Consider the following 23,980-nt stretch of genomic DNA (forward strand, 5'->3'; position numbering starts at 1 on the left):
CGACAGGCGGGCGCGTGCTCAAAGGCTACTGGACGAGGGGCGTGGCCGCGGCATCGAGATCCACTCCGGCGATATCGGCCCGGCCCGCGAGCAGGCTGACGTACTGACGAAGCGCCGTGGCGAAGGTCTGCTGGCGCAGTGCCTGCTCGACCGCTTCCCGCACCGCCTCGAAGTCGCGCACGGCACCGGCCTCCCGCTCCACGACCTCGACCACGTGCAGGCCGAAGCGGCTGTGCACGAGCTGCGGCAATACGCCGATGTCAGGCCGGCCAAACAGTTCTTTTGCGAACTCGGGCGCGCATTCGTCGGCGCGCAGCCAGCCGAGGTTTCCGCCCACGCCGCCGCTTGGACAATTTGACAGGTCCCGCGCCACGCGCGCGAAGCGGTCGTCTGCTGCGGCATCCTCGCAGCGTAGATCCAGCAGGCACGCTTCGGCGCGTTTGCGCAGCGCGCCGATATCGACGCCGGGCGTGACGGCGAACAAAACGTGGCGCGCACGCATCCGCTCGCCGACGGCGTAGCGGTTCCGATGCGCCGCATGGTAGCGACGGCAGGCGTCGTCGGTCGGTTCGGGCAATTGCAAGGCGTGCTCGAGCAACGCGTCGATCGCCTCTGAGGCGGCGACGCTGATGGCGCCGTCAGTGGGCAGCGGGTCGTCCGCGGCGAGCAGACCTGCCTCGATGGCGGACTGGCGCAGCAGTTCGATGCACGCACGCTGGCGTAAATCCTCGGCAGACAGCATGTCGCCAGTGTCATGCAGCGCAATCCCATTGACGGTTGCGACAACGGACAGGTCCTGTTGCATGTTTCGTCCCTCCTGCGAGTCAGATTCTGCGACGCGGCTGTTGATGACCGGCCGGAACGTTCAGGCGCCGGGAGCGCACCAGTTGATAAGGGCGGACCAGGTACGAGACCGATGCGAAGCCGCTCCACACATGGACCAGCCGGCTGAATGGGAACAGCAGGAAGATGGTCATGCCGAGCGCGATATGCACCTTGAACGGCCACTCGACGGCAAGCAGACCGCTTGCGTCGGGGCGGAACGTCACGACGCGCTGCGCCCAGTCGGCGAGCGCCAGCATGGTATGCGCATCAGCCCGGTCGGCAAACGAGTAGGGCAGCGTCAGCAAGCCGAGGCAGAGCTGCGCCCAGAGGATGACGAGGATCGCCAGATCGGTCCGGCGGCTCGTGAGACGGATGCGCGGATCGAAGATGCGCCGGTGCAGCAGCAAGCAAAGACCGGTGAAGCAGATCAGGCCGGCCGTCCCGCCCGTGATGATGGCCAGCAGTTGCTTGTGCTGCGCGCTGATGAATGGCTCGTAGAGGAAATGCGGTGTCAGCAGGCCTACCGTGTGCCCGAACAGCAGGAACAGGATGCCGATATGAAACAGGTTGCTGCCCCAGCGCAATTGCCCGGTGCGCAGAAGCTGCGACGAATCGCTTTTCCACGTGTACTGGTCGCGATCGAAGCGTGCGAGACTGCCCAGCAGGAACACGGCGAGGCAAATGTACGGATAGACGCTGAACAAGAAAGTGTGGGCGGCGATGTTCATGTGGACGCTCCATGCGCGGGTTGACCGGCTTGCGGCTGGCGTGGCGTTCTGACGATACGCACAGGTTGCGCTTCGCCAGGACTGCGTTGCCCCTCGGACGAACAGTCGCCAAAGGCGGCAGGCTCACTCCACGTCTCGTCGAGCAAGGGCTCGGCGGCAACCTCGACGAGCTTCGTCGGTTCGCCGGCAAGGTCCAGCAGCGCGGCCAGCACGCAGGCGTAGGCGCTCTCGCGCCTCGTCAACGCGCTGAAGATGCTGCGCAGGATGTGCGCGACCTCCCGCAGAAAAGCGGCGGCCGCTAGCGGCGGTTGCGTCGACGCGTATTCCAGCACCACGGTTAGATGGTCCGGCAGTTCGCCGGAGGCGAGATAGAGTCCCGCCTCCTCATAGGTCTTGATCAGATCGATCATCGCCGGGCCGCGGTCGCGCGAATCGCCGTGGACGTGCTCGAACAGGTGCAGTGCGGTTCCGCGCCCGCGGTCAAAGAGGTCGACGTAGACGGCCTCGGCGTCGAAGCCGGTGGCGTTTAGAAGCTGATCGACCAACGCATCGAGTTCGCCGAGCCGCGCGGCACTCAGCGTGCGCTGTGCGTGCAAGGCCGCGCGCAGGTCGGGTAAATGCTCACGCAGCGCAGCGTCGGGATAGTCGAGCAGATGCGCCAGCACGCGTAGCGTCGTGGCATGCGCGGCAGGATGAAGGGCTTGAGTGGACATCGTTCAGACCTCGGCCTTGATGGGAATGGTGCGCTTCTTTTCGCTGCCGAACAGGCTCGTGTCCGTCACCCCATCTGAGCAGCCGTTGCCGAAGCTGAACCCGCAACCGCCGCGCACGTTAAAGGCGTTCTCCGCATACTCGCGGTGCGTGGTCGGAATCACGAAACGGTCTTCGTAATTGGCGATCGCCATCGTGCGGTACATGTCTTCGACTTCGTGGGTGCTGAGACCCACCTGTTGCAGCGCGGCGTGGTTTTCCCAGCCGTCCACATGCTTGCCGCGCTGATACGTGCGCATGGCGAGCATCCGTTCGAGGGCGCGCACGACGGGTTTCGTGTCGCCCGCGGTAAGCAGGTTTGCGAGATATTTGACCGGGATGCGCAACTGGTTCACGTCGGGGATTTCGCCGTTCGCGCTCATGTGGCCCGCGTTCGCGGCAGCGGTAATCGGCGAGAGCGGCGGCACATACCAGACCATCGGCAACGTGCGGTATTCGGGGTGCAATGGTAGCGCCACCTTCCAGTCCACCGCCATCTTGTACACCGGACTCGCGCGCGCGGCATCGAGCCAGTTCTCCGGTATGCCGTCCCTGCGGGCCTGTTCCATCACTTCGGGATCGTGCGGGTCCAGAAAAATGCCGAGCTGCGCCTCATACAGGTCCTTGTCATGCTCGACGCTCGCGGCCTGTTCGATGCGGTCCGCGTCGTACAGCAGCACGCCCAGATAGCGGATGCGTCCGACGCAGGTTTCCGAGCACACTGTCGGCTGTCCGGCCTCGATGCGCGGATAGCAAAAGATGCATTTCTCGGCCTTGCCGCTCTTCCAGTTGTAGTAGATCTTCTTGTACGGACAGCCACTTACGCACATGCGCCAGCCGCGGCACTTGTCCTGGTCGATCAGCACGATGCCGTCTTCCTCGCGCTTGTAGATCGAACCGGACGGGCACGACGCGACGCATGCGGGGTTCAGGCAGTGCTCGCACAGGCGCGGCAGATACATCATGAAGGTGTTTTCGAACTGGCCGTAGATGTCCTTCTGGATGTCGTCGAAATTGCGGTCCTTGCTGCGCTTGCTGAACTCGCCGCCGAGGATTTCTTCCCAGTTCGGTCCCCAGATGATCTTCTCCATGCGCTGGCCGGTGATCAGGCTGCGCGGCCTGGCGGTCGGCGCCGCTTTCATTTCCGGCGCGCTCTGTAAATGATCGTAGTCGAACGTGAAGGGCTCATAGTAGTCGTCGATCTGCGGCAAATTCGGATTGGCGAAGATGCGCATCAGCAGTTTCCACTTCGCGCCCTGGCGAGGCGCGATCGAACCATCGGCATGGCGTACCCACCCACCGTTCCATTTGTCCTGGTTCTCCCATTCCTTCGGGTAGCCGATGCCCGGCTTCGTTTCGACATTGTTGAACCAGGCGTATTCCACGCCCGGCCGGCTCGTCCACACGTTCTTGCAGGTCACGCTGCAGGTGTGACAGCCGATGCACTTGTCCAGGTTCAGCACCATGCCGATCTGTGCGCGAATTTTCATGATTTGGCTCCTTGGGACCGGCGATCGATCAGGGGTTCTCGCCCTGGGGCTGATAGGCGCGCGCGAGCGCGTCGCCGCGTGGGGTATCCAGCCAGTCGACGTCTTTCATCTTGCGGACCACGACGAATTCGTCGCGGTTGGTGCCGATCGTCCCGTAGTAGTTGAACCCGTAGCTCAGTTGCGCATAGCCGCCGATCATGTGGGTGGGCTTGAGCACGATCCGGGTGACCGAGTTGTGAATGCCGCCGCGTACCCCTGTGATCTCCGAACCCGGCGTATTGATGATCTTTTCCTGTGCGTGGTACATCAGCACCATGCCGGAATTGACCCGCTGGCTGACCACCGCGCGTGCCGCAATAGCGCCGTTGATGTTGAACAGCTCGACCCAGTCGTTGTCCTCAACGCCGGCGCGCTTCGCGTCATCTTCGCTGAGCCAGATCACCGGGCCGCCGCGATTGAGCGTGAGCATCAGCAGGTTGTCGCTGTAGGTGCTGTGAATGCCCCACTTCTGGTGCGGCGTGATGAAGTTCAGCACGATTTCCGGGTGACCGTTGGGCTTGATGTTATGCATGTCGCCCGTTGCCTTCAGATCCACCGGCGGACGATAGCTCGAGAAGGCTTCACCGAACGCGATCATCCACGGATGATCCTGGTAGAACTGCTGGCGTCCGGTCAGCGTGCGCCACGGAATCAGTTCGTGAACGTTGGTGTAGCCGGCGTTATAGCTGACTGTTTCGCTTTCGATGCCGCTCCAGGTCGGCGAACTGATGATCTTGCGGGGCTGCGCCTGCACGTCGCGATAGCGGATCTTCTCGTCCTCGCGATAGAGCGCGAGATGCTTGTGCTCGCGGCCGGTGGCTTTCGACAGCGCTTCCCAGGCTTTCACCGCCACATGACCGTTCGTTTCAGGCGCAAGCTGCAGGATTACTTCACAGGCGTCGATATCGGTGACGATGCGCGGCATGCCTTTGGTCGGACCGTCGTCCTGGGTGAGGCCATTCAACTGGCCGAGTTGCGTCACCTCGGTTTCGGTTTTCCACGCAATGCCCTTGCCGCCGTTTCCGATCTTGTTCATCAGCGGACCTAGCGCCGTGAAGCGCTTGAAGACGTTCGGGTAGTCGCGCTCGACCACTGCGATCTGCGGTGCCGTCTTGCCCGGAATGAGATCGCATTCGCCTTTCTTCCACTCCTTTACCTCGAACGGTTGCGCGAGTTCCGCCGGCGAATCGTGCATCAACGGCGTCAGCACGACATCGCGCTCGACGCCGAGATGGCCCACGCAGACTTCGCTGAACGCCTTCGCGAACCCCTTGTAGATTTCCCAGTCGGAACGCGCCTGCCAAACCGGATCGACCGCAGCCGAGAGCGGGTGAATAAACGGGTGCATGTCGCTCGTATTGAGATCGTTTTTCTCGTACCAGCTGGCGGTCGGCAGGACGATGTCCGAGTACAGGCAAGTGGTACTCATGCGGAAGTCCAGCGTCACCAGAAGATCCAGCTTACCCTCCGGCGCTTCGTCGTGCCATTGGACCTCGACAGGGCGCGCGTCGTCGCGGCCCAGGTCCTTGCCCTGTACGCCATTTTCCGTTCCCAGCAGATGCTTGCAGAAATACTCGTGGCCCTTCCCCGAGGAGCCGAGCAGATTCGAGCGCCACACGAACATGTTGCGCGGCCAGTTCTGCGGCGCGTCGGGATCTTCGCAACTCATCTGCAAGCTGCCCTCGCGCAGCCCCTGCACGACATAGTCCTTCGCTTCCATGCCGTGCCCGGCCGCCTCCCTCGCCACCTGCAAGGGGTTGGTTTTGAACTGCGGTGCGCTAGGCAGCCAGCCCATACGCTCGGCACGCACGTTGTAGTCGATCATGCTGCCACCATAGAGACGCTTGTCCGCCAGCGGCGAAGCGATTTCCTCCATGTTCAGCTTTTCATAGCGCCACTGGTCGGTGTGCGCATAGAAAAAACTCGTGCCGTTCATCTGCCTCGGCGGACGGATCCAGTCCAGCGCGAAAGCGAGTGCGGTCCAGCCGGTTTGCGGACGCAGCTTTTCCTGGCCGACGTAGTGCGCCCAGCCGCCGCCGCTCTGGCCGATGCAGCCGCACATCATCAACAGGTTGATCACGCCGCGGTAGTTCATGTCGGCGTGATACCAGTGGTTCATTGCCGCGCCGATGATTACCATCGAGCGCCCGTGCGTCTTGTCCGCGTTTGCGGCGAATTCTCGCGCCACGGTGACGATCTGATCGCGCGGCACGCCGGTGATCGACTCCGCCCAGGCAGGGGTGTACGCAGCATTGTCGTCGTAACTGGCCGCGCCGCTGCCGAGGGCGCGGTCGATGCCGTACTGCGCTGCTTGCAGATCGAACACGGTGGCGACCAGCGCTTCGCGCGAGTCGCCTTCCTTGCCGAGGCGCAGGCGTACCGCCGGCGCCTTGACGTGATTGATTTGTCCGTCCAGTTCATTGGCGGTGAAATGCGGTGAAGCAACGCCGCCGAAGTAGGGCAGGGCGATATCGACGATTTCATAAGGCTGCGAGCCGTCTTCCAGCACCGAGAGCTTCAGTGTCGCTGTCTCTGCGTGACGTGCTTCCTTTTCCTCCAGATTCCACTTGCCGGCGTCCTCGCCGTCTTCGGCGCCCCAGCGGAAACCGATCGAACCGTTGGGCAGCACGGCACGCCCGTTCGTGTCGAACGCGACGGTTTTCCATTCGGGATTGTTCGATTGCCCGAGCTTGCCGTTGAAGTCGTTCGCGCGCAGGTAGCGGTCCGGCACCAGGGTCTCGCGCCCGTCCGGCAGCGTGTGCGCCTTGAGCATCACGAGCATCGGCAAGTCGGTGTAGCGCCGCGCGTAGCCGTCGAAGTATTCGCTGCGCTTCTTGAAGTAGAACTCGTTGAGCGCGACGTGTCCCATCGCCATCGCGAGTGCAGCATCGGTTCCCTGCCGCGGGTGCAGCCAGAGGTCGGACAGCTTCGCCACTTCGCTGTAGTCGGGTGTGACCGCGACGGTTTTTGTGCCCTTGTAGCGGACTTCTGTGAAAAAGTGCGCGTCGGGCGTGCGCGTTTGCGGGACATTGCTGCCCCACGCGATGATGTAGGACGAGTTGTACCAGTCCGCCGATTCCGGCACGTCGGTCTGCTCGCCCCAGATTTGCGGGCTTGCCGGCGGCAGATCGCAATACCAGTCGTAGAAGCTCATGCAGACGCCGCCGATCAGGCTCAGGTAGCGGCTGCCTGCCGCATAGCTGACCATGCTCATCGCGGGGATCGGCGAAAAGCCGATGATGCGGTCCGGGCCGTGCTTCTTGATCGTATAAACATTGGCGGCGGCGACGATCCGGTTCACTTCGTCCCAACTGCTGCGCACGAAGCCGCCCATGCCGCGCACCTTCTGGTAATCGCGTCGCGCCTCGGGGTTCTCGACGATCGAGGCCCACGCCGCGACCGGATCGCCCTGCGCCTTCAAGGCGGCGCGCCAGCGTTCGAGCAGGCGTCCCCGCACCATCGGGTATTTCACGCGGTTTGCGCTGTACAGATACCAGGAGTACGACGCGCCGCGCGCGCAGCCGCGCGGTTCATGATTGGGCATCTCCCAGCGGGTGCGCGGGTAGTCGGTCTGCTGCGTTTCCCACGTGACGATGCCGCCCTTCACATAGATCTTCCATGAACAGGAGCCCGTGCAGTTCACGCCGTGCGTGCTGCGCACGATCTTGTCGTGGGCCCAGCGATTACGGTAAGTGTCTTCCCACGTGCGGTCTTCGCCGGTGGTGACGCCGTGACCGTCCGCAAACTGCTCCCTGGGGAGCGCGAAGTGGGTCAATCGGTCGAGAAAATGGCTCATGGAACAGGCTCCGGGGTCAGCAGGGCATCGGTGCGTTGCGGCGGGCGTAGTGCCACCACGTCACGGCAATGCACATGAGATAGAAGGCGATAAACACGTACAGCGCCGTTTGAGGGCTGCCGGTGAGGGCAATGGAGCTGCCATAGCTCTTGGGAATGAAGAAGCCGCCGTAAGCCGCCATCGCCGCGGCAAACCCCAGCGTGGCCGCGGCTTCGGTATTGCCTTCCCGGGTCGCGCGCTGCACCGCTTCCTGGTTCACCGGGTCGACCTCGCGCAGCTTCGAGGTGAGAAAGATCACCGGGATCATGCGGAAGGTCGAGCCGTTGCCGATGCCCGTGGTCAGAAACAGTACAAGGAAGCTGGCGAAGAAACCCGCGAAGCTGCCCGCCGAGGCGCCGCTCGGCAGGAAGGTCAGCACTCCGACCACCGCGCATGCCATCACGACGAAATTCCACAGCGTGACGCGCGCACCGCCCAGCTTGTCGGCGAGCCAGCCGCCGAAGGGGCGCACCGCGGCGCCGACGAGCGGTCCCAGCCATGCGTAGGCGACCGGATTCACACCGGGGAACTGGCTTTTGATCAGTAGTGGAAAGCCCGCTGCATAGCCGATAAACGAGCCGAAGGTGCCAAGGTACAGCACACACATCAGCCAGTTGTGTTTGCGCCGGAAGATCACTGCCTGTTCGGCGAACGACGCCTTCGCTTCCACGAGGTCGTTCATCCCAAACCACGCGGCGAGCGAAGCCAGTGCGATCCACGGCACCCAGACGAAGGCGGCGTTTTGCGTCCACACGAGCGTGGTCTGTCCGGCCTTGACGATGCTTTGCGGATGGCCGGCAAAGATGCCGAAGATGCCGGCGGTGACGACGAGCGGGCTCAGGAACTGCACGACCGAAACCCCCAGGTTGCCGAGACCCGCATTGACGCCGAGCGCGGAGCCCTTGCGCTCTTTCGGGAAGAAGAAGCTGATGTTTGCCATGCTCGAGCTAAAGTTGCCGCCTCCCAGGCCGCACAGCAATGCGAGCCCGAGCATGGTCGGATACGTGGTCGTGTTGTCCTGCACCGCGAAACCGATACCGATGGCGGGGATCAACAGTGAGGCAGTGGAAATCGCCGTCCAGCGACGGCCGCCGACGAGCGGCACCATGAACGAATAGAAAATGCGCAGCGTCGCGCCGCTCAGCGCGGGTGCCGCCGCGAGCCAGAACAACTGATTGGTCGAGTAGCGAAAGCCGAGCGTCGGCAGGTTCACCGCAACGACGCTCCACACCTGCCAGATGGCGAACGCGAGGAACAACGCGGGGACCGAGATCCACAGATTGAGCCTCGCGATCGCTTCGCCTTCACGTTCCCAGAACGCCTTGTCTTCCGGGGACCAGATCGCGAGCGTGCGGCCTGGCCTCGATACTATCGGCCGCGAGTTCATTGCAATTTTCCTGTTGAACGGCCGGCCCGGCCGCAGCTATCCTGGCGCGGCCGTGTTGAGTGTTCGCGCAGTTCCATCGCGAAGCACGCGAGCCAGATCGCCACGGACATGCAGAACATCAGCACGGCGGCGTCCTGCAGTGGCCAGCTCTGGTCGAAAATCGGGTTAAGCAAGGGATTCATGGTGTGTCGCCGCTCCAATGGTTGAGCACGATTGTGGGCGGCCCGGCTGCGGATGAATATCCGCCGAGTGGAGGACACGCGCGAGGCATTGGAACTATGCCGTTGCGCTTGGCCGTAGTTCGAAAGAACTACCGGGGTTCACAATTGCAATCGGATTGAGATGGATCAACCAGCCAAGCTGCGATCCGGCGTTCGGCTATGCTGGAGAATGCGGGATTAAGGCTATTGCACGGCGCTGGCGCGATCCGGTAATGGCCCGTTTCCATCTGGCAGGAATTTGTCGTAGCGTGGCAGTGCAGAGTCTAACGGTGCCGCCGCGTCGTATGATCAACATGACGCAGATCAAACCTGCCGAACGGCCCGATGACATAGTGCTTACAGCGGTCGCGCCTGTTCGTTGCGCCTCTCACGTTCCTCTTTCATGAGTACTGCATGGCACCGCTAAATCCCTTAGCTTCGCAACGCCCCAGCGCAATACGCTCAATGCATGGAACGAACGCGCTGCACGGAGGCACTGATGGATTGCACTCTTACCGCCCGGATCGTTGCCATTGGCGCGAGCGGCAGCCAGGGGCTCGAAGACCTCAGGAACCTGCTCGCAATCTGGCCGGTGACAATGAACGCCGTAATATTGGCGGTGCTTCACCGACCGTGCGACCAGCAAAGCTTCCTGCGCGAGGTGCTGCAGAAAAAGAGCCGGGTTCCCATTGCTGTAGCAGGTGATGGTGATCCTCTGTATCGCGGCGTCTGCTACATAGGTAAGCCTGACCGGCCGATTACAGTTGGCGCTGGCAGACGTGCGGTGCTGCTCGACGGCGCGGGCAACCGCTTCCGGAATCGGACGATTGATCTTCTGTTCAAGTCTGTGGCCCATGAAGCAGGTGCCGCTGCGGTCGGGGTAATCCTGTCCGGCGCTCTGGAAGACGGCAGCCGCGGTCTTGCGGCAATACATGACGTTGGCGGTACCACGATGGTGCTAGACCCCGACGACAAGCCGCGAGGCATGCAACGCAACGCGATTGACTACGATGGACCCATCAGCTTCGTTGGGAATCTTCCCGAGCTGGCCCGGGCGCTGTCCAGTTTAGCTACGGCTGACACTGTCGCGCGTTGAGTCATGCAGGTCATTTCGGAATACCGGGCGCGCCCTGCCTTGTGACGGCGCACGGGCTCAGATGCTCTCGGGATGCTTCCGAACTTATGCGATGCGGTTGCGCTTCAGCGACGGTCCGACTTCCAGCGGGAGCCATTGAGTAGATTGGAAAGCTCCATGATTAAAGTTGTTTCAGTGGTTGACCTGATTCACCGGCCGCTTATGGACGCCGATTCTTCGCGCTTATTAGCGCCGCGGGCGAAGGCCATCGAAGGCGCGTGCATGTGGTGCTTGAACAACTCTCTCACGTCAAGCTCGCCCCATGCATCGACCTTCGGGCTGAAACACAGTTGCGCGTTGTACAAGCACGATCACATTGGCTTTCACGCGATGCGCGTTGCCCTGGCTCGTGCAATGAAGCGCCGCGGCACGCTTCGCCTTCTCCGCGCCGATGCTCGCTTGGACGCGTAAATCGTCGGCGGCCTCAAAGATGGCGCGGCGAGGCCCACCGACCAACTGTTGTCGAGCGGGCTGCCTCTTTGCCGGATATATAAACGCGCCGCTAAAGCGTATAGCGCGACGCGTCGTGCTGTCGTGGATGTTCCGCTTGACCCCGATCAAGAGCACTGAGGTCTTCTGACCGATGATGTCGTTACCGCTTTAATCATCGCCTTGGAGGACATCACGATCCGCTAGGACGGCGGGATCCTATTTTCAGCAATCGCCGTTTTTGCAGCGCTTGCAGGCACCGCGGCGTCGATTCGCGGCGTGCTGTTCGACGAGCCGTCCTTTTCCCGCTATGGCGTTGCCGCTGTGGTGGGAGGCGTTGCGTGCTTCGTGCTGTTGCTCGACCCTACGCGCAGCGGCGACACATGACTGCTCGGGGACCTACCGACAGCCGAGCCTCGAAACATCGCCGAGCCCAGCGATTCAAGCGTCGTCGCCGCCAGCGAACAGACCATGCTCTGGCGCTGTATGCTCATGATCGATACATTGCACATGCCAGTGTCCAGTCATCAGCGTGCGTGCGCCCTTCGCGCACCATTGGGCGCTGCCTGTCTCGCCTTCAAAAGGACCGTCGCAACCGTTCAGGTCCAACCCTTCGAGAACGCATAGAGGCGTGGTGTCATTGGAGCCACACACGAGCGTATTGCCGCAATCCATGTGCAGGAGACCCCACTCCGGCAGGTCCAGCCCGAGGTGACCCTCGCGCGACCATTGCCGCGAGTCCTTGTCGAGCCACAGGATGGCAAAAGCCATCGGATGTTCACAATTGAATGTATCGAGATGAATTGTGAGGCGCATGACAATCTCCGAACGTAACTATGGTCAGCTGATCCGGGAACCCGGAGGTCGCGGCTTTCAAGAGCGATCATTGACTGAGTACCCAGTGCACCAGCGTGTGTGCGTCCTCCGCCGATATTGGCCCGCCGCGATCGGCCGGCAACGGCATCGCCATGTCTCCCCAATGGGCTTTGCCGCCCAACCGCAACTTGTGCTCAAGCATGAACTGCGCGTTGGGCACATCGCGGTAGCGAGCGGCGATCTGCTCGAACGATGGTGCGAGGAACGCTGCGTCGCGCGTATGACAGAACATGCAGCGATGCTGATCCACCAGTGCGGCCGGCTCGGGCTCGGCCTGCGCGGCGGGGGCAAACAGCATGAACGCAGCACATGCCAGAAGGCCGTTGCGGCTTAAGGCGTTCATTGGCGCGCTCCTGTGCGAGGGAATGAGTTCAGTGTACGGTCGGGTGTTGCGTTGCGGTTGACCTCGATCAACCGGAGAACAGTGCGCGAATTATGCTGGCTGCGGGTAGGTCCTATGCTGGTAACAGGCGCCGCGGCGCACTGACCGCATACGCCATACGATCAGGTGGCTGTCATGAAGATCCATTTTCCCGATGAATGCCCTGAGTACTGCGCGCGCGATCTCGTCGTCGCATTTCCTGCACAGGTGGATGACACCCGGGTGCAGTGCGCAATTTCCGCCGAAGCGTTGGAGGATCACTTCGGCGCCGCTTCACTGCGCGAAGAAGATCTGCTCGCCGCGTTCGAATCGAATCGGCGTCGCATCGAGCACGCGGCAAGGAATCTGCTGAACGAGATCGGCGCAAAGCCTGTGCTCTTGCACAGTGGTTACTTTCGCTTTTGCGACTGAAGCCCCCGGGGGTGTTGCGGGACGGAACGGGGCCGTGAAGAAGGAGAACCCTTATGCGTGCGATGGTTTTCGACGGTAAATCACCGCTTTTGCGTGAAGAGGACGTGCCGGACCCGACGCCTGGGATCGGGCAAATGCTGATCGATGTCCACGCGTGCGGCGTGTGCCGCACCGATCTTCATCTGGTCGATCGCGAGCTCGATCGTCCCAGGCGGCCCGTTATTCCCGGTCATGAAATCGTCGGCACAGTGGCGGAAGTGGGCGCCGGCGTGACGGGTTTCGCTGTCGGAGATCGCGTGGGGGTGCCGTGGGTAGGTTATACGTGTCGCCGCTGCCGCTACTGCCTTTCGGCACGGGAAAATCTCTGCGACGATGCCCGTTTCACCGGCTATACGATAGACGGCGGTTACGCTGAACGCACTGTCGCCGACAGCCGCTATTGTTTTCATCTGCCGGCGCCTTACACGGATATCGAGGCGGCTCCTTTGTTATGCGCGGGTCTTATCGGCTATCGCGCCTTGAGCATGGCGGGCGATGCACGGAACATCGGCATTTACGGCTTCGGAGCCGCGGCGCATATCGTCGCGCAGGTAGCACGTCATCAGCAACGCACGGTATACGCGTTCACACGGCCCGGCGATCGCGCGGCGCAGCAACTCGCACTACGGCTGGGCGCAGCGTGGGCGGGCGGCAGCGACGACGCGCCCCCCGCCGAACTCGATGCGGCGTTGCTGTTCGCGCCGGTCGGCGCGCTGGTTCCTCAGGCTTTGCAAGCAGTCGTAAAGGGCGGCGTGGTGGTTTGCGGCGGAATTCACATGAGCGACATTCCGTCGTTTCCCTATTCGTTTCTGTGGGGCGAACGGCACCTCGTGTCGGTCGCGAATCTGACCCGCGACGACGGACTGGCTTTCATGCGCATCGCGGGCGAGACCCGCCTCGCGCTCCAAACCACGACTTATGCGTTGAAGGATGCCAATTGCGCGCTCGCCGATCTGCGTGACGGGCGCCTGACGGGCGCAGCAGTGCTCGCCGTCAAACCCGGATAAGGCCGTCGTGATCGAGGATGCGGATGTCTTTGCCGTGCGCGTCGAGTAGTCCATCGCGCTGAAAGCGGGACAGCATCCGGCTTACCGTTTCGAGCTTGATCCCCAGATAGCTGCCAATTTCCTCTCGCGTCATGCGCAGGTGGAATTGAGCCGGCGAATAGCCGCGATTTCTGAGGCGATCCGACAGATTCAGCAGGAACGTCGCCACGCGCTGTTCCGCCGACATCGTGCCGAGCAGCATCATCTGCGACGATTCGCGCACGATCTCGCTACCCATCATCCGGTGCACGTGCTGTTGAACGGCCTTCACTTCGCGACACATCGTCTCGAGCAGATTGAACGGGATGATGCAGACCTTGCTGTCTTCGAGCGCGACGGCATCGCAGCTATGTTGGCCTGAGCACACGCCGTCGAGTCCGAGCGAATCGCCGGCGAGATGAAAGCCCGTCACTTGCTCCCGGCCGTCGCGGTGCATGACGACGGTCTTGAACGACCCCGCGCGTACCGCATAGATGCTCTGAAACGTATCGTTCGCACGGAACATCGTCTCACCCTGCCTGATGGTCCGCGACGGGCGGATGAGTGCTTCGATCCTCTGCAATTCCTCGGGCGTCAGACCTGGCGGCATGCACATCGGGCGCATGGAGCACGACGAGCAGCGTGTGAGGTCCTTGCGCGGCGCACGATCAGTGGCGACTTCTTGTGTCGGCCTCGCTACAATTTGCGGCGGGATGAACGTGCGCGAGCTGGTCGGATAAGCGGCAACGTCAGACATGATGTGCTCCTGATGGACGAAGGGCGCGTGCGTGATGTTCGCTGGCAATCCGCTGGATTGTGCTTCGCGCAAGGTCGAATTCCCGAGTCTTGTCGAAAAAGTAGTGCGCGCCGCCTGTCAGGCATGCGCGCCGGAACCAGGCGCCGGAACGGTTGGTCAGCACCATCGCGATCACGTGCGGCATGCGTTGCGCGAGCAAGGTCAGCAACTCCATGCCGGTGCCGCCGCTCAGATGCAATTCGGTCACTACCAGATCGGCTGCGCAGGCCTCGATGCCCACGAAGGCCGCGCCGGGCTCCTCGGCTTCCCCGACGATTTGCACGCCGTCGAGTGCGCCCAACAGCGCGGCCATGCGGCGCCGTACCGGGAATGCATCGTCGACGAGAAAAACGCGCAAGGTCGGGTGATTGAGGCTTGAGTTCATGCCTCGAAGTATCGGCTGCGCCATCTCAAAATAAAATCGGCGCGGAACGAACTTGGAGTAGGCGAGGAAGAACCTGTGTAGGGCGTTTCCTACATCAGACGCCGTAGCCCGCCAGTGAGGCGGAGGCGGTCAGGTATCGTCCTCTTCGTCGCTGACCAGTTTGTGACGCACGGCATAGCGCACCAGCGCGGCTTCGTGCGGCATCTGCATTTTCTCGAGGATGCGCGTCTTGTAGGTGCTGATGGTCTTCGCGCTGACGCACAACTCGGCTGCGATCTCCGTGATGGTCTGGCCGGCGGCAATGCGCTTGAGGACGTCGAATTCACGATCGGACAGGCGCTGATGCGGCAGCAGGTCGGCAGGCTCGTTCAGACTCTGCGCGAACCGTTCGGCCATCGCGAGGCTCACGTAGACGCCGCCCGCTGCCACCTTCGTCACGGCCGCCACAAGCTCGGCGCTCGCGCTTTCCTTGGTCAGATAGCCGGACGCGCCGGCCTTGAACGCGCGCACGGCGTATTGCTGCTCGGCGTGCATGGTCAGCACGAGGATACGCAGCGACGGCTTTTCGTCCTTGATCTGCTTGATCAGTTCGACGCCGTTGCGGCCCGGCATCGATAGATCGAGCACCAGCACGTCTGCGGCGCACGCGCGAATCAGTGCGACGGTGCTCGGGCTGTCGCTCGCTTCGCCCACCACGTCGAAGCCGCTTGCGCCCTTGAGAATATGCCGCAGACCGTCGCGCACGAGCGCATGATCGTCGGCGAGCAAGACACGGGTCATGGTTGCGACTCCTGCATCTGCACCGCCTCCGCTGGAATGGTGACGCTCAACGCAAAGCCGTTGCCTTGTCCGGTTTGGATGTCGACGGCGCCGCCGAGCATGTGCGCCCGTTCGCGAACGCCGAGCAGGCCGAACGACTTGCCGGCCGGTTCGCCCACACGATGCACGCCCTGACCGTTGTCGGCGATGCGCAGCACGACACGCTCGTCGCTGGCTCGCAGGCTGAGTGTGACGAGCGTGGCGTCGGCATGGCGTGCAACGTTGGTCAGCGCTTCCTGCACGATACGGAACAGCGCGGTTGCCCCTGCGGGGCTGAAAAGTGCGTCCCCGGTTTCGATGTCGCGCTCGACGTCGATGCCATAGCGGTTTGTGAAGTCGTTCGCGAGCCATTCGACTGCTGGGATCAGTCCGAGATCGTCGAGCATGACCGGCCGCAGATCGGCGGCAATGCGGCGAACCGATGCCACGGTCGCGTCGATAATACGGCGCATGCCCTGCAAATGGTCGCGCACCAGCTCGCTTGCGGATCCGTTAAGCGCTTCTTCAACCGACGAGATGTCCATTTTCAGGGCGGTCAGCTGCTGGCCGAGGTCGTCGTGCAGTTCGCGTGCGATGCGCGTCTTTTCGTCTTCACGGATCCTCTGCAGATTCGCCGACAGTTCGCGTAGCTCCTCGCGCGCCTGCTGCTGGGCTTGCTCCGCTCTGACCCGTTCGGTCACGTCACGCAGCATGACGGTGTAGAGCCGCGTTTCGCCATCCCTGATCTGCGAGATGGAGGCCTCGATCGGGAACTCCTCGCCGTTTGCGCGCAAGCCTGAGAGTACGCGCTGCCGGCCCATCTGGCGGTCGGACACGCCGGTCACGCCGAACTGTTCGACATGCCGGGCGTGCGTCGCGCGAAACCGCTCGGGGATGAAGCGCGCGAGCGGCGCGCCGATCGCGTCCATCGCGGACCAGCCGAAAATCTGCTCGGCCATCGGATTGAAGAGCACGACGCGCTGCTGTTCGTCGATGGTAATGATCGCCTCCATCGACGAGCGGATGATCGCCATCATGCGCGCTTCTTTCGCGTCGGACTGAGTGATGGTGGCGCTTGCCTCGGTGTGCGCGGCAGACGTCTCGCGACCCGCGCGCGCGAGCATGAATGCGCTCGTGCTCAAAAACAGGGCAGCGGCAACGCAGACGAACAATACGGGATCGAGCCACTGGCGCGCCAGGAGCATGGCGGCCAGCGCCCCTGCGAAAACCGCTGCCGCCGCGAATTCAGGCCGCGAGGTGATGCCGTTTGACCGCTCTTTCGATACAGCGTCTGGCGGCGTGGGCGTCTTACCGCTGGGGGGCATGTGTGTCTCTTTGAAATGACTGCGGACAAGGATCAGTGTGCGGTACGATGCCATACGTTCGCGGGTGGCCAGTGTTTCAAATGTGGGCTAATTCGGTCTGCATCGCCGCTGGCCGGCGGCGTGCCGCGCAACATGTGCGCCGTGCGCGTGTTTGTATTATTGTGCGCGAAACGCCGGCTTCATGCCAGTGTCGTCCTCGCGTCTTGGCAGAAGTCCACGCCTGCTGTCGGGCGCGCGCGGGGGCACGAAGTAAGCCGTCGTCAAGACGCGTTCGCAAACCGTTGCGGCTCCCGGCGGTTCGGTGACAGTTCCGCTGATGGCCTGCGCAACGCTCGCGGGCGTCGCGCAACGCGCTACAGTCAGCAACATTGGCCAGATGGCAATTTGCGGACAATGTTCGGCGACGCTCCCGTGCATAAGCCGCTGCTCGCCCGCCCGCCGTCAGTGTCCGTCATTAAGATATCGGCGGCGCGCTGCTACACTGCAAACTGGATGCGATGCGAGTCGTTGACAGCCAGCTCCGTTTCTGCGACGCACAGCAGTCCTTCCACGCCCGTCGCCATCTGTGCCGTTGCGTCGACGAGCACGTCGCCTGCTTTCCTCGACAAACGCGAAGATATGTCGGGTCGCAACCGGGTACGTCGTAGATCAGCAACGGCAGGTCTGCGACGAAAGGTGCCGCAGTGTTGCGCCCGAGCCGCGCGCCAGCTCCACTGCTGGCGCGCCAGCGCACGCGACGAACTTCCGCGGCCCTCGACAGCGACCCGAATCGTTCCGCGATCCCTAGCAGACGTGAGGAAAGGGTCGTACATTCAATCGGGCGGTATTCGACCGCGTTCTGCCTAAGATTGCCTGCGGGTTGACTCGCTACTATCGAGAATCAACAGCTTACTAGATTCGGAGTGCCAGGAATGTGCCGCGTCACGTTAGTTCGTTGGTGGGACTGAAGGCGATGCTAGTTCATTCAGGAATTCAGCGCGACCGCGGTGAACGTTCTATCGGCGGCTGGCAGCGCCTCACAACAGGGCGCGCTGGTTCCTCGCAAGACGCCGTGCATGTTTTCGTTGCGCGGCGAGAAAGATTCATGAAGCCAGTCACCGCGGACATACTGCGAACATCACCTGATGGTGGCTTCGCTCAGTGCTGTTGCCGCCGACGCGCTCGTCTGCGTCACCGTCTTTATGCTGCCAGGCGCCGAGCATCTGTTTATGTGATTGGTTCTCGGCTCGCGGCGATTATGGTGATGGCCGGCGCCGTGCTTGTCGCGCGCCAGTGCACACAGGCCGCTTTTCCGGCTTGCCGTCGAACAGCGCTATGCGGGCGCTGCGTCTCCCTGAATCTGGCCCGCCGGTATCGCTTCGGATTTTCCGCGACTGTGGCTCGTTCTGCTGTACCTGCACCTCACGGGCCCGGCCTTCCGAGCCCGCGCTGAGCCGCTACTGACCAACCGTTCTCAGCTGATCTTTTTGTTCAAATTCGATGCTCGCGTTCAAATCACCGCCAGGCTCAGCGCATGAGCGTGCTGGCTGAGATGATCGGAACGGTAGCCGCCGCGCTATGTGCACTTTTACAAACACAAGCAATTGCGGACTATATGCGAGCTCGGCCAGCATGGCGCGGCTGCGAGGATGGACGCAGACGAGCGATACAATCACGAACGACCCCGGCAGCACGAGAAACGCAAGGAGCAAGATCCGCTTAAACATACCTAGCCTCGTTTCGACATCGCGTATGGAGTCAGGTTACGTCATGACGCTTGTGCGCAGTTGATGCACGTCAATGGCGAGACGCATCCGCGGACGTCAGCAAGACGGCGCCATTCGACGAGCCACATCGGGGACTTTCCCGAAATCGGGAGAAGGGGCTTTGGCGTGTGCGCGCATGCTGCAACCCATGCGGCGCATGGGAGACGGAACCAGGAGCCGCGTGCGCAGTCTGACGTGTGGTTCGAGCCCTGCACAAGACATTTGATGTACAGATGCTTGACGGACTGGATCACGCTTGCGAGGCAAGGCTGTTGGGGGCCGCTTGCAAGCGCCTGACTTGGCAATGATGCTTGATGCGATAACTCGCGACGGCGCCAGTACACATGCCGCAGACGCCGGACGTTTTTATCGAAAGCCCGGCCGGCCGATTTCCTCGGCCTTCTGCGGAACCCGTTGCATCCGGTCAGGATTGAAACCCATGGCGCGAAGCCGGCCGAGCATTTCCTTGTAGGTGGCCTCGTCAATCGCGGGTTCGCGTGCAAGCACCCACACCATATTGCCGTCCTCCATGCAGCGGATGGTGTAGCGATATTCCGGGTCGACGTATGCAGTGACCACGATGACTTCGAACGGCCAGATGAGCCCCACTCGCCACTTGGTGTTGCCGGTCCCGGCCATTACCTTCGCGACGAAGTGGCTTCCAGAGACCGGCTGATCGAAGTCATGGCGCCGGCCGAGGTATTTGTCGTCGATTGTCCCGTCGGCGCGCAACGTCCATTCGTCGTAATTGCCGACATAGTCGTGTTCGCTCAGAAACGGCGTGTCGGCGAGAACGTACCAGCGCCCCATGTATCGTTGAAGATCGATTGGCGCGGCGGCGGTGCATGCGGGGCGAGGCAACTGCGCATCCTGTCCGGGCGTGGGTCCATGCGCGCATCCGGTCAGGAAGGCCACGAATGTGGCGAGGCATGACATCGATGTGCGCATGATTGTTTCCCGGGTGTCCCGACATTTACGAATCCTGGCCTGCGCTGGTGCAGTCACCTGGACTCTTCGGCCGTCGCGGCGTACACCGGCCCTATTGCGTAGTCATCATACGATGACTGAGGAACACGGCCACGAGCCGCAAACGCAGGCCGGGGAATTACTACTGTACGACCGTCACGACTTGCTTCCGCCGGCGTCGCCGTGAGTTGCGGTGGGTATGAGGCTCTTTGCTGGCTGACTTGCAGCACGCCATCGCATCGTCGACAACCATTCGGTTCAACCAGACGCAGTCCGGCGCCTCCCGCATCGCGTGTGTCGCGCTGGCGGGTATTCGACCGATTGTATGAGAGCGCCAGCTTGACTTCAATCAACGGAGCGCCCCGGCGCGGTTAGCGTGCAAGCGTTCGTGCAGATAGCCCGCGACTGGTCGACATCAAGCCGGGCGCTGGACCATCGTCAATGCTGGAGGTTATCAAGGTTGTCAACAGGAGAGCAGGATGAAACCCGCAGAAGTGCAGCGCGACGTGCGAGAAACCGGTCTGGGCCCGGAAAGGCCTGCGATGCGTGGCTGCTACCGCCGGTTGCTCGTCGTGGTCCGGGACGGTGGTGCGTTACCGGCCATGACCGTCGATTACGCTGAGGCCTGGGCGATGCCCGATGCCGTTGCCGCAGTCGCTGTGGTCCCGGACGCGGCTTCCGGGACCGACAGGGTGAGCGGCGTCTGCAGGCCGGACGTCGCGACGGCCGATGCGGAGCGCTGCGCGCTGCTTGCGCGCGGCGTTGATGCTGGCGCATCGTACGCGCTGCAACTCCCCGCCGGTGCAAACGCGGTGCAGTCGATCGGCGAAATGGCGCACCGCTGGGGCGCGGATGTGGTGCTTTGCGACGACCGCTCCGTTGCACATCTCGCACAGGCTGCCGCCTGCAATGTGCTGTTTGTTCCGACAGATGAATCGCGTCGGTTCCATGTCCCGCCACGCCGCATCTTCGTTGCAAGCGACGGCGGCGCGAGCGCACTTTGCGCTGTGACTGAGGCCCGGCGAATAGCGGGCGAGCACGCTCAGTTGCGGGAAGCGTGTGTATCGTTGGACGCGAAGAGCGCACGCCCGACCGATGCCGCGACTATCGTTCTCGCCGCCGCGCGTGATAGCGATAACCTGGCGCACGCGATCGTGCAGGCCGCGAGGGAGTGGGGCGCCGACCTGTTAGTAATGGGCACGCACTCTACGGCCAAACGAGCCGTCTGGCGCTACGGCAGCGTGGGAGCTGCGGTCGCGCTGGCGGCGGATATGCCTCTTCTGCTCGTCCCCTGCAGATGATGATGCCCGTTCAGCGTTCTCCGCGCGAGCCGCGCAAATCCGCTCGCTGGTCGGAACAACCCGGCATCGCTTTTGCGTTGTTTTCCGTGCTGCTGGCCGCGCTGCAATTCATGCCCCGTCAGGACCCGACCACAGAAGTTGCCTACAGCGATTTCCGGCAGCTTGTGGCCGAGAAACAGGTGGACAACCTCGAAGTGACACCTACGCGGATTCGCGCACGCTGAGAACGCCGGGCGCCGCGCCGTTCGTGCCAGCATCCGATGCGGCGGTCGCAAGGAAGCGCGAGTCGTCGTGGCGCTTCACGACGACTCGCGTTGCCGACGACCGTCTAGCGGGATCACTTTTCAGGGCCGGCACGCGCTATACGGGCGACGTCGACAGTGCCTGGCCGGGCACGCTGCTTTCGTGGGTGATACCGCTCGTGGCGCTCTTTTTCGTGTGGACCCTGTGGTGTTGAGGCGCTCAGACGCCCTGCAGCAGTGCAGCAGTGCAGCAGGGCAGCAGGATGAGCAAAAATCAATGCGCACGTTCTCGTGCAGGGCGAAACCGGCATTGTCTTCCATGATATCGCCGGAATCGACGAAGCCACGGCCGAGTTGCGGCAGATCGTTGCCTTTCTGCGCGACGTCGGGTGTTATCGCAGGCCTGGCGGGAGGATGCTCACGGGCCTACAGATCGTCGGCGCGCCGGGAACCGGCAAGACGCTGCTTGCGAAACCCGTGGCGGGCGAGGCCGGCGTGCCATTGTTTTCGGTGAGCGGCGCGGGATTTGTCGAGATGTCCGTCGGCGTGGGCGCGGCCCGCGTGTGGGACCTGTTCGAGCAGGCTCGGGCCCAGCTCCTTGCTTCGTGTTCATCGACGAGCTGGATGCGCTTGTCAAGGTGCGCGGCGCGGGTCGGATGTCAAGCAACGACGAGCGGGAGCAGACGCTCCAGTAGTTGCTTGGATCGATCATGGGCTGCCTGCCGTCTTCTCGGCCGGCGGCACGCCGTGGCATTCACGCAGCTTTTCACAGGCCAGCATCGGCCCAAAATCGGCATAGCGCTCGCTTGGTCGAGACATTGGTGTTGACTTGTGTCAAGCAGTTCTCTTTCCATTGGCATAGCCTGAAATGAGCTGACCGTCGCCACGCAGCGCGGGCAAAGACGCGGCGATGGAGAACGAGGAGACGCGTAATGAAACAACGGGTTCGGGGACGATCGAGCATCACAGGGGCGCTGTTGATCTTTTTGCCGCCTGCTGCACTGGCAGATGAACTTGCGTCGATGAAGACCTACAGCCAGCGTTATGGAAACCACATCACCATTTCCGCCTACAGCGATCCTCTTGTCAAAGGCGTGACCTGCTATGTCACGGAATCGTATTCGGATGACGCTTTGGGAGGCCGGCGGATATCGCGCGCCCACGATCTCGCAGCGTCGTGTCACCAGACAGGCGAGCTTGAACTTGCGGTCGTGCTTCCGGCCCGGGAAAAAGTGTTCGGCACCCAGCAAAGTCCGATTTTTGAGTCCCTTCACGTCTTTCGGATAGTCGACCGTGAGCGACACGCGCTACTGTACTTTAGCTACTCGGAAGACGAGGCCGCAGGAGACTTGCCGGGCCGCTTGTATGTGATTCCGTTACGGGCGGATCTCCGGATGCCGAAATGATAGTGCTTTCAAGACGGGACTTTAGGGTGAACCTTGGTGTCACCATCAGCGTGGGCCACTCATCGTTCAGTCAATCGACATCTGGCGATAGAGCGCATTCATTTCGCCGCGAAGCGCCATGCCAGTGCCAGGCAATTTCGCCGACACAGCGGCCGTCCGGGAGGGGACGCTTTGTCGATGCCTGCGCTTGGAGGCCCGATCAGTCGGCAACACGTCGAGCCGCGCAGCACCTTACGCGCCAATCACAATTTTGCTCATTCTGGCGTAACCGGAAATCGAACCGGGATGTTCTGACGGCTGTCCGGGGGCAACCTACGGCTTCATAGCCCTTTGCCATTGCGGGTGACGAGCCGGGGGCAGACCCAGCCTCATCTGCGACTGTCGATACGCAGAGATGAATTGCGAATCACCGTTCCTCACTCGTGTCAGCCAGTAGTCGAGGTCTTCCTGACACCCATCACTATCGATAACAGCAAAGCACTGTGAGTCCGCTGGCATCTGTAACGCCGCCCAATGAAACGCGAAGATCGTTTGCTGGTCCGCGAGTGCAAGCCGCATGCCGCGCCTGTCGCCTTTCGTCAGCCATTCTCTTATGGCGGAAGACAGCGTTGCTTCGGTCTCTTCAGGCGTATAAGCGAATACGTGTTGGCCACCCTGCCGTGCACTGCGCAAATCGCTGGTGGCGACGGCAACGACGAATGCGGTCGCCCGCGCGTTGCTCGATGTGCTCAGCGGCGCACCGACCGTCACTCCTACCCAGGCAAAAAGAGCGATCAGTGCAGCAGCGTACTTCATGTCGGCGATGTCCAGGAAGCGTGAAATTGACGGTGGTGGTCGACCTGATACTCACAGGCGCCTGCGCGGACCCGTCGCAGTTACATCGGGGAAGGCACGCAGACCGACAAGCCTCGATCGCAGATCCAGTCCGCAACTTTACCGGGGCCTTGGGAAAGTGGCAATGCGCGCTAACGTCAGCCGCTTTAATGCCGTCATCTCGCGTGGCGTATGCTCGTCCATGTGACAAGATATGCTGGCGCAAACTACCTTGAGTCCATGTTCGCAGCTTCGAGCGTGGCGATGAACGAGAAAGAACTTTTTCTCGTATGTACGTTGCACTGGGGCAGTCACCGTCGCCTCAGGAGAGGCGAAGCACGAACCAGGGTACGGCCTCGCATATCAGTACTGTGTGCTGCAGATGGCGGACCGCTGTCTACCCGCGTCTGAAATTGCAAAACGCGAGCGGGGAGTGAGCGCAATACGCGGTGACTCCCGCCGTATGCCAGGTGTCACCGTACATCTCCCTCTGCGCGACGAGCACCGGATTCATATGGTCGAACAGCATGTAGCTGACACTCGAACCGTCAGGACCGAGGCAACACTGGCCCCACCAGCCCGCAATCGAACTGGAGTGTTTCGACAACCGCTCCAGAGGACGCAGGGTTACCGGTGCGAAATGCCGGACCGA

General features: G+C 62.2%; 24 protein-coding genes and 2 pseudogenes. 9 read left to right on the forward strand and 17 right to left on the reverse strand.

The window, feature by feature from the left end:
• Window positions 1-25: 25 nt before the first annotated feature.
• Genes P0D87_RS19315 through P0D87_RS19345 form a run of 7 tightly spaced genes read right to left on the reverse strand, consistent with a single transcriptional unit; the run spans window position 26 to window position 9,236 of the window.
• Window positions 26-805, reverse strand: coding sequence for a peptidylprolyl isomerase (locus P0D87_RS19315; protein WP_053860336.1), 780 nt, complete (start codon window positions 803-805; stop codon window positions 26-28).
• Between the two features lie 19 nt (window positions 806-824).
• On the reverse strand, window positions 825-1,553 hold the full coding sequence (narI, locus tag P0D87_RS19320; protein ID WP_053860337.1) for a respiratory nitrate reductase subunit gamma: 729 nt from the start codon (window positions 1,551-1,553) through the stop codon (window positions 825-827).
• Entirely contained in the window at window positions 1,550-2,266 is a 717-nt protein-coding gene (gene narJ / locus P0D87_RS19325; RefSeq protein ID WP_053860338.1) for a nitrate reductase molybdenum cofactor assembly chaperone, read from the reverse strand. Before narJ ends, narI begins: the two co-directional genes overlap by 4 nt.
• A gap of 3 nt (window positions 2,267-2,269) precedes the next feature.
• Window positions 2,270-3,793 (reverse strand): nitrate reductase subunit beta, encoded by a 1,524-nt coding sequence (narH, locus tag P0D87_RS19330; RefSeq protein ID WP_053860339.1) that lies wholly within the window; start codon window positions 3,791-3,793, stop codon window positions 2,270-2,272.
• Window positions 3,794-3,821: 28 nt separating this feature from the next.
• Complete coding sequence (locus P0D87_RS19335) at window positions 3,822-7,628, reverse strand: nitrate reductase subunit alpha (RefSeq protein ID WP_053860340.1); 3,807 nt, start codon at window positions 7,626-7,628, stop codon at window positions 3,822-3,824.
• 16 nt (window positions 7,629-7,644) lie between these two features.
• Window positions 7,645-9,054 (reverse strand): MFS transporter, encoded by a 1,410-nt coding sequence (locus tag P0D87_RS19340; RefSeq protein ID WP_408636997.1) that lies wholly within the window; start codon window positions 9,052-9,054, stop codon window positions 7,645-7,647.
• Window positions 9,051-9,236, reverse strand: a complete 186-nt coding sequence (locus P0D87_RS19345) for a hypothetical protein (protein WP_053860342.1) — start codon at window positions 9,234-9,236, stop codon at window positions 9,051-9,053. Before P0D87_RS19345 ends, P0D87_RS19340 begins: the two co-directional genes overlap by 4 nt.
• A 517-nt stretch (window positions 9,237-9,753) precedes the next feature.
• Between P0D87_RS19345 and P0D87_RS19350 the strand changes: the two genes are divergently transcribed.
• Window positions 9,754-10,350 carry a chemotaxis protein CheB gene (locus P0D87_RS19350; protein ID WP_053860343.1) on the forward strand — a complete coding sequence of 199 codons (597 nt, stop codon included), beginning with the start codon at window positions 9,754-9,756 and terminating at the stop codon, window positions 10,348-10,350.
• A gap of 272 nt (window positions 10,351-10,622) precedes the next feature.
• On the opposite strand, the pseudogene P0D87_RS19355 reads toward P0D87_RS19350, so the two are convergent.
• Window positions 10,623-10,821: pseudogene (locus tag P0D87_RS19355) on the reverse strand (FAD/NAD(P)-binding oxidoreductase); the annotation flags it as partial.
• 213 nt (window positions 10,822-11,034) lie between these two features.
• Between P0D87_RS19355 and P0D87_RS19360 the strand changes: the two are divergent.
• Window positions 11,035-11,205 (forward strand): DUF2964 family protein, encoded by a 171-nt coding sequence (locus P0D87_RS19360; RefSeq protein ID WP_082367185.1) that lies wholly within the window; start codon window positions 11,035-11,037, stop codon window positions 11,203-11,205.
• 54 nt (window positions 11,206-11,259) lie between these two features.
• Here the strand turns inward: P0D87_RS19360 and P0D87_RS19365 are convergent, their stop codons facing one another.
• Together P0D87_RS19365 and P0D87_RS19370 are read right to left on the reverse strand one after the other, a co-directional pair.
• Window positions 11,260-11,634 (reverse strand): DUF3564 domain-containing protein, encoded by a 375-nt coding sequence (locus P0D87_RS19365; protein ID WP_053860345.1) that lies wholly within the window; start codon window positions 11,632-11,634, stop codon window positions 11,260-11,262.
• A gap of 67 nt (window positions 11,635-11,701) precedes the next feature.
• Complete coding sequence (locus tag P0D87_RS19370; protein WP_053860346.1) at window positions 11,702-12,037, reverse strand: c-type cytochrome; 336 nt, start codon at window positions 12,035-12,037, stop codon at window positions 11,702-11,704.
• A 174-nt stretch (window positions 12,038-12,211) separates the two neighbouring features.
• Here P0D87_RS19370 and P0D87_RS19375 point away from each other — a divergent pair, with 174 nt between their 5' ends.
• Both P0D87_RS19375 and P0D87_RS19380 read left to right on the forward strand, forming a co-directional pair.
• Window positions 12,212-12,487, forward strand: coding sequence for a DUF1488 family protein (locus P0D87_RS19375; protein WP_053860347.1), 276 nt, complete (start codon window positions 12,212-12,214; stop codon window positions 12,485-12,487).
• Between the two features lie 53 nt (window positions 12,488-12,540).
• Complete coding sequence (locus P0D87_RS19380; protein WP_053860348.1) at window positions 12,541-13,533, forward strand: zinc-dependent alcohol dehydrogenase family protein; 993 nt, start codon at window positions 12,541-12,543, stop codon at window positions 13,531-13,533.
• On the opposite strand, the gene fnr is transcribed toward P0D87_RS19380, so the two are convergent.
• The 6 genes from fnr to P0D87_RS19410 all read right to left on the reverse strand — a co-directional run bounded on the left by fnr (window position 13,520) and on the right by P0D87_RS19410 (window position 19,548).
• Window positions 13,520-14,308: a fumarate/nitrate reduction transcriptional regulator Fnr gene (gene fnr / locus P0D87_RS19385; RefSeq protein WP_053860349.1), complete on the reverse strand. Its 789-nt coding sequence runs from the start codon at window positions 14,306-14,308 to the stop codon at window positions 13,520-13,522. The genes P0D87_RS19380 and fnr overlap by 14 nt on opposite strands.
• Window positions 14,301-14,732, reverse strand: coding sequence for a response regulator (locus tag P0D87_RS19390; RefSeq protein WP_053860350.1), 432 nt, complete (start codon window positions 14,730-14,732; stop codon window positions 14,301-14,303). Before P0D87_RS19390 ends, fnr begins: the two co-directional genes overlap by 8 nt.
• A gap of 129 nt (window positions 14,733-14,861) precedes the next feature.
• Window positions 14,862-15,512 carry a response regulator gene (locus P0D87_RS19395; RefSeq protein WP_053860351.1) on the reverse strand — a complete coding sequence of 217 codons (651 nt, stop codon included), beginning with the start codon at window positions 15,510-15,512 and terminating at the stop codon, window positions 14,862-14,864.
• Window positions 15,509-16,855 carry a PAS domain-containing sensor histidine kinase gene (locus P0D87_RS19400; protein ID WP_053860865.1) on the reverse strand — a complete coding sequence of 449 codons (1,347 nt, stop codon included), beginning with the start codon at window positions 16,853-16,855 and terminating at the stop codon, window positions 15,509-15,511. The genes P0D87_RS19395 and P0D87_RS19400 overlap by 4 nt, the downstream gene beginning before the upstream one ends.
• Before the next feature lie 476 nt (window positions 16,856-17,331).
• Window positions 17,332-17,463 carry a hypothetical protein gene (locus P0D87_RS19405; RefSeq protein WP_321175829.1) on the reverse strand — a complete coding sequence of 44 codons (132 nt, stop codon included), beginning with the start codon at window positions 17,461-17,463 and terminating at the stop codon, window positions 17,332-17,334.
• A 1,503-nt stretch (window positions 17,464-18,966) separates the two neighbouring features.
• On the reverse strand, window positions 18,967-19,548 hold the full coding sequence (locus P0D87_RS19410) for a lipocalin family protein (RefSeq protein WP_053860352.1): 582 nt from the start codon (window positions 19,546-19,548) through the stop codon (window positions 18,967-18,969).
• A gap of 497 nt (window positions 19,549-20,045) precedes the next feature.
• On the opposite strand from P0D87_RS19410, the gene P0D87_RS19415 reads away from it, so the two are divergent.
• The 5 genes and pseudogenes from P0D87_RS19415 to P0D87_RS19435 all read left to right on the forward strand — a co-directional run bounded on the left by P0D87_RS19415 (window position 20,046) and on the right by P0D87_RS19435 (window position 22,515).
• Entirely contained in the window at window positions 20,046-20,867 is an 822-nt protein-coding gene (locus tag P0D87_RS19415; RefSeq protein ID WP_053860353.1) for a universal stress protein, read from the forward strand.
• Between the two features lie 2 nt (window positions 20,868-20,869).
• Window positions 20,870-21,091 (forward strand): ATP-dependent metallopeptidase FtsH/Yme1/Tma family protein, encoded by a 222-nt coding sequence (locus tag P0D87_RS19420; protein ID WP_408191262.1) that lies wholly within the window; start codon window positions 20,870-20,872, stop codon window positions 21,089-21,091.
• Between the two features lie 23 nt (window positions 21,092-21,114).
• Entirely contained in the window at window positions 21,115-21,324 is a 210-nt protein-coding gene (locus tag P0D87_RS19425; RefSeq protein ID WP_408636999.1) for a hypothetical protein, read from the forward strand.
• Window positions 21,325-21,523: 199 nt separating this feature from the next.
• Window positions 21,524-21,643: pseudogene (locus P0D87_RS19430) on the forward strand (AAA family ATPase); the annotation flags it as partial.
• Window positions 21,644-22,041: 398 nt separating this feature from the next.
• Window positions 22,042-22,515 (forward strand): CreA family protein, encoded by a 474-nt coding sequence (locus P0D87_RS19435; protein WP_053860356.1) that lies wholly within the window; start codon window positions 22,042-22,044, stop codon window positions 22,513-22,515.
• A gap of 312 nt (window positions 22,516-22,827) precedes the next feature.
• Here P0D87_RS19435 and P0D87_RS19440 read toward each other — a convergent pair whose 3' ends face one another.
• The gene (locus P0D87_RS19440; protein WP_053860357.1) at window positions 22,828-23,310 is read right to left on the reverse strand and encodes a hypothetical protein; all 483 of its coding nucleotides are present in this window, start codon (window positions 23,308-23,310) and stop codon (window positions 22,828-22,830) included.
• Window positions 23,311-23,980 lie beyond the last annotated feature (670 nt).

It is taken from the genome of Paraburkholderia sp. RL17-368-BIF-A, assembly GCF_046054045.1.
GTDB lineage: Bacteria > Pseudomonadota > Gammaproteobacteria > Burkholderiales > Burkholderiaceae > Paraburkholderia > Paraburkholderia graminis.